Here is a 4,949-nt window from a genome sequence, read left to right as displayed (position 1 = left end):
GTCGGAGGCGGTATAATAAGCCAAGCGGTGGTGATAGAAACACTTGGTTCTAACTAGAGGGATTTTTACACAAAAAATTGGACTTGATCTTGAGCATGTTCCACATAGAGGTGATAACATAAATCATAACATAATTCCCAAGCATTTAAAGGAAGTAATGTTATCCCTGCTTTAAAACATTTAGCAGCTGTATCAAAAGCTGCAGATGCTTTAGCCTTCCGACCTGCAACCAGATTATACTGTGCAAGTTTTAGCCTTTCTTGGGAATCAGTTACTAAATCTATGCCTCGATTAATGTGGTCCATTGCGGTCAATATTCTGTCATTAAACTCTTCTTGCTTTGTGCTTTGCAAAATCAAATTTCCAACTTTTAAATGGGCAACCTTTTTTTCCTTATCAGTTAACAACGTATATACAGCTTGACTAACCCTATCATGTAAAAACTCAAAAATATAGTTTTCGGTGTCTGTTTCTGTAGGGAAGCCCTCTTTTTTCTCATCAGTTAGCACAATCACTAACCCTTCGGCTATCACCTGCTCCATAAGGACAGCAACTTCGGCCTCTGCCTTTTGGCTTACTGCTGCCAATGTTTTTATATTAAATTTATTACCTATGCACGAAGCCAGTTTTAAAATATCCAATTGTTCTTTTTTAAGTTTTTTGAGCCTTGCGAGTATCAGATCTAAAACATCATCTGGAATTTGCAGCCTATTGATGGATTCTGATTTCCATTCCCAGCTTCCCTGTTTAATATTAAATGTTATTAGTCTTTGGTTATAAATAGATATTAGCATCTGACTTAAAAACAATGGATTCCCGTATGTTTTGCGATACAAAATCTTAGCAAGTAATTCTGCTTTCTCTTTATTGCAGCGGAAAGTTTCTGCTATAAACTCCGTGACATCCATTAAGTTAAGGGGAAAGAGCTGTATCTGCATAAATGAAATTTCTTCTTTTTCTATTTCTTCAATAGCAGCCTGTAGAGGGTGAGTTGGCTCTATTTCATTGTCGCGATAGGCGCCGATTATGAGCAGAAATCTAGAATCGACATTTTTTGATATAAACTTTAATAGCCGTAAAGAAGCTACATCTGCCCACTGTAAATCATCTAAGAAAATAACAAGCGGTGTATTCATTTTTGAAAAAACTTTAATAAAATCATCAAACACCTTAAAAAATCGGTTAATGGCTTCCTTTGGTTGAAGCATCTCAACAGAAGGTTGGTGCCCTATTAATATATTTAAATTCGGTATTATTTCTGTGATAAGTGCTCCATTATTGCCTATGGCACGTTGTATTTCTCTTTTCCATTCGTTGAGTTTGTCCTTGCTTTCGGTCATAAGCTGTCTAACTACACTTGTCAATGCACTGGAAATTGCTGCATACGGTACATTTTGTCTAAGCTGCTCAAATTTGCCATAAGCATAATACCCTTTGCTAACGGCAAGGGGCTTTACAATCTCATTTATCAACATAGTCTTTCCTATACCCGCACAGCCGCTTATAAATATTAACCCACCTTCGCCTGAACAAGCGCGTTCAAAAGCTTTTTGTAATGCTTTTGCTTCCCGTTTACGCCCAAAAAGCCTTGTGGGTAATTTGAAGTGAGGTGTTATATCAAACTCACCTAGTTTGAAAGGCTCTATATTACCCTTTGCGTGCCATTGCCGTCTACACTCCATCAAATCTCTTAACAGACCATAAGCTGTCTGATATCTCTCATGGGCATTTTTAGAAAGGAGTTTCATTGTTATTTCAGATATAATTGATGGAATTTGTGAATTGATTGCATTCGGTTTTTCCGGTATCCTAGTAGCATGAACTTGAACCCATTCAGCAGTACTGTCTGCTTCAAATGGAAGTTTACCAGTTAACATCTCATAGAATATTACTCCCAATGAATAATAATCCACCGAAAAACCTAATGGGCCTTCTTTTTGGGCCGATTGTTCGGGAGATAAATATTTTATATCTCCTGTAAAATTGCTTTTAATCATTGTTTTTGAATTATCTGCTGAATATAAAATTGCATTACTAAAATCAGTTATTTTGACTTCTTTATTATCAATGTTAATAAAAATATTATCCGGCGTTAAATTCCTATGAATAATGCCATTGTGATGGATCTCACCCAAACTTTGTGTAAGTTTGATAGAAATATCGAGAAATAATTCAATATTCGCATGATTTCCCTTAAAAAAATTTCTCAGAGAAATTTCTTTGCCCTTTTCAATTTTTAAATTATCCAGCACTTATCAGCCCCCCTCTTAATCAGACGGCAACTGTGCACTTGTTTAAAACATCCATATTTACCATAATATTATATAATATTTTATTTTAAAAATTTAAGCTTTTTTATAAAAATACTTTCTATATATTTTTCTTGCATAAAACATTGAAAATTCTCAAACTTAAACTGCTGTTTTATTCCAAAACGGTTATTTGTGGTAAATAAAAGCCGGGTTTAATGTAAAGATCTTTATCAACATTAATTACACAATAAAAACCATAAGTGAAGAACACTTATGGTTTAACGTCGATTGAGGTAGTTTTTAAGTTCTTCAGCTAACAAATGTCTTTTCAGTTACAGACATTTTTTTCAGGGTATTAGAAATATTATTTCAATATCAAGCTTTATAACAAGTAATAAGATAGTAAAGCTTGTACTAAGCCCACAAAAAAGCCTAATACACCACCCAGAACTTCTATTTGTTTTAATTCTTGCCTTGAAAGCCTTATAATTAAATCCTCAAGTTGCTCTAAGTCTAGGGAGTTGATTTTGTCTTCTACAAGTTGCTTTAAGTCCAGTTGTTCTTTGGCTTTTTGAGCTAATGCGATTTTTATTTCATCAAAAATCTCAGTTCCGTTCCTGTCAATCATATCGCCAACAAAATTAACTATATATTCTTTTAAACCTGATGGTATGAAACCTGGAAGCTTTTCACCAACTCTTTTGTCTATTATATTCCTTATATATTTAATAATTTCAGTTTTAGTCCCCATATTAGCCAGGTTATCTATAATCTCTTCAGTGGAAATGATCTCATGTTCTAATGCCTCTCCAATATTTCTAGAAATGTCAAATCTGCGTTTAGGAATTAATCCTTGTATTTCAATCCCCAAAAGCGGAATTTTAACTGGATTTAAAGGTCTAAAAATAAGTCTTATGGCTAGAAGATTAGTGCCCCAGCCGATTAGTGCTCCGATGAATGGCATCAATGCTAGCTGAACGTAATAATTCATAAAAAACATCACCAATTTGATAATAACATACATGTGATTTAAAAAAAAGGCCTTCAGGCCTTACTTCTTAGTGAAAGATTCGCATTTTACACATATATCACAGTGATTGCAAAAACTCACTCTGCCTTCAAATATATTGTAGAGAGCATTGGCAACCTCGCGCTTTTCACTTCCATTATAGCCATGAATAGTAATTCTCCTAGGAGCAATATTTATCAAAGTACTTACAGTTATGTCGTCCATGTTGACATCCGGATTTTCTTTAGCTATTAAATCAAGACTAGAATCCCTTTCAATAAAATTTAAATTTTCATCCATTAATATTATTTGATTACTGGTAAATACTACATTTACTAAATCTCTTTTTGGCTCCTGAAGGTCTACAAAATGACGAAGCAGTTTTATAAATTCCCGATACTCTTTATCCATGAGAAATTCATCTATGGCTAAATCTACCGAATCTTCCAACTGCATTATATACTCTTTTAAGCGAAAATTTACAAAGCCATCTAGAATGATTAAACTATTACTCGAAAGAAATTCCTGGATTCTATGTAACACAAAAGTCTTGCGTTTAATTTGAAAAGAGATATCATACTTTCCACTTACCTCGTTATAGTTTAACAAAGCTTTTGCAAATTCGTAAATTTTATTTTGCTCAGTCCTATTAAAATAAAAGTAGTTCTCTTTTATGATTCGCCTAATAAGTATTGGTTCCCAATGATTTATGATAATATCAGAAAGGGCATTTGCCACACAACTAATAAATCTTTGTTTAAGCTTATCAAAATTATTTGCTTTAAGTAAAATATCATCGTCAACATAGCAATAATAGAATCTGATGTTATCTTTTGTTGCTTTTCTGTAGTTGATCCCCAATCCCTCTTCCCTCAATAAATCAAATTCAAGCTTTAATCTATCATCAAAACCATCAATAGGTTCTATTACGCCTATAGTTAACAGCTTCACTCTAACCACCCCTTTCCTTTGTAATACATATTATATGTATGTGGCTTATACCATATACAACAAAACAAAGGCAACAGTTCCATTATATGTATTTGGAAATCTTTTAAAATCGTCGTTATGTTTTATAAAACTTTCTAGTCAAGGAAATAATATTATCAAGGAGGCGATTTAATGAATGGAAAAACAACAAGTTGGATTGTAACGGGTGTTGGTGTTGTGGTTGCAGGTGTTGGATATATGACAGGTGGTATGATTGGGGCAGGTATCACCGGTTTTGGCCTTGCCCATGTAGTCCTTGGCATACTAGACATGTTTAGACCAAGCGTACGGAACTAATATCGTATATAATATTTTGATTGTAAAACATTTGGTGTTGGAGAATCCACCAACACCTTTTTTTATTAGTTGCAATAAAAACGGCTTAGCGGAAACTATCCACTAAGCCGATAATGATATTTGTCTATGTATTACCCTTATTTTTTTCAACACTGTTGTCATCAAAAATGGCCTCAAATAAAAATGGTGGGCGCTGTAAGGATTGAACTTACGACCCCTTCCGCGTCAAGGAAGTGCTCTCCCACTGAGCTAAGCGCCCACAACTTGGTGCCGGGAACCGGAATCGTCCCGTAATCATAAGATTGTCTAACAAGTTTCAAAATTAAACTTGCAGAAATTATTATAGCATCTATGTTTAATTATTGCAAGGGGAAAAACTATTTTTTGTTGTTATTCTGTGA

The 4,949-nt window shown here is 34.1% G+C and carries 4 protein-coding genes and 1 tRNA gene; 1 reads left to right on the top strand and 4 read right to left on the bottom strand.

What is annotated here, in order from left to right; genetic code table 11:
- Window positions 1-65 precede the first annotated feature (65 nt).
- The 3 genes from JT739_RS12455 to ytxC form a co-directional block, all read right to left on the bottom strand.
- Window positions 66-2,252 (bottom strand): serine/threonine-protein kinase, encoded by a 2,187-nt coding sequence (locus tag JT739_RS12455; RefSeq protein ID WP_237661445.1) that lies wholly within the window; start codon window positions 2,250-2,252, stop codon window positions 66-68.
- 382 nt (window positions 2,253-2,634) lie between these two features.
- On the bottom strand, window positions 2,635-3,243 hold the full coding sequence (locus JT739_RS12450; protein ID WP_237661444.1) for a DUF445 domain-containing protein: 609 nt from the start codon (window positions 3,241-3,243) through the stop codon (window positions 2,635-2,637).
- 60 nt (window positions 3,244-3,303) lie between these two features.
- A complete protein-coding gene (gene ytxC, locus JT739_RS12445; protein WP_237661443.1) occupies window positions 3,304-4,212 on the bottom strand; it encodes a putative sporulation protein YtxC in 909 nt (302 codons plus the stop codon).
- A gap of 171 nt (window positions 4,213-4,383) precedes the next feature.
- On the opposite strand from ytxC, the gene JT739_RS12440 reads away from it, so the two are divergent.
- A complete protein-coding gene (locus tag JT739_RS12440; RefSeq protein ID WP_237661442.1) occupies window positions 4,384-4,548 on the top strand; it encodes a hypothetical protein in 165 nt (54 codons plus the stop codon).
- A 184-nt stretch (window positions 4,549-4,732) separates the two neighbouring features.
- Here the strand turns inward: JT739_RS12440 and JT739_RS12435 are convergent.
- A tRNA-Val gene (locus JT739_RS12435) sits at window positions 4,733-4,807 on the bottom strand.
- Window positions 4,808-4,949: the final 142 nt, after the last annotated feature.

This window comes from Tepidanaerobacter sp. GT38 (assembly GCF_021991635.1).
Lineage (GTDB): Bacteria > Bacillota > Thermosediminibacteria > Thermosediminibacterales > Tepidanaerobacteraceae > DTU063.
This window is presented reverse-complemented; position numbering and strand designations above follow the sequence as displayed.

What these genes read in the sequence shown, in the direction of transcription:
- JT739_RS12450 (WP_237661444.1), bottom strand. Translation starts at nt 3,243, where the DNA reads ATGAATTATTACGTTCAGCTAGCATTGATGCCATTCATCGGAGCACTA.
- JT739_RS12440 (WP_237661442.1), top strand. Translation starts at nt 4,384, where the DNA reads ATGAATGGAAAAACAACAAGTTGGATTGTAACGGGTGTTGGTGTTGTG.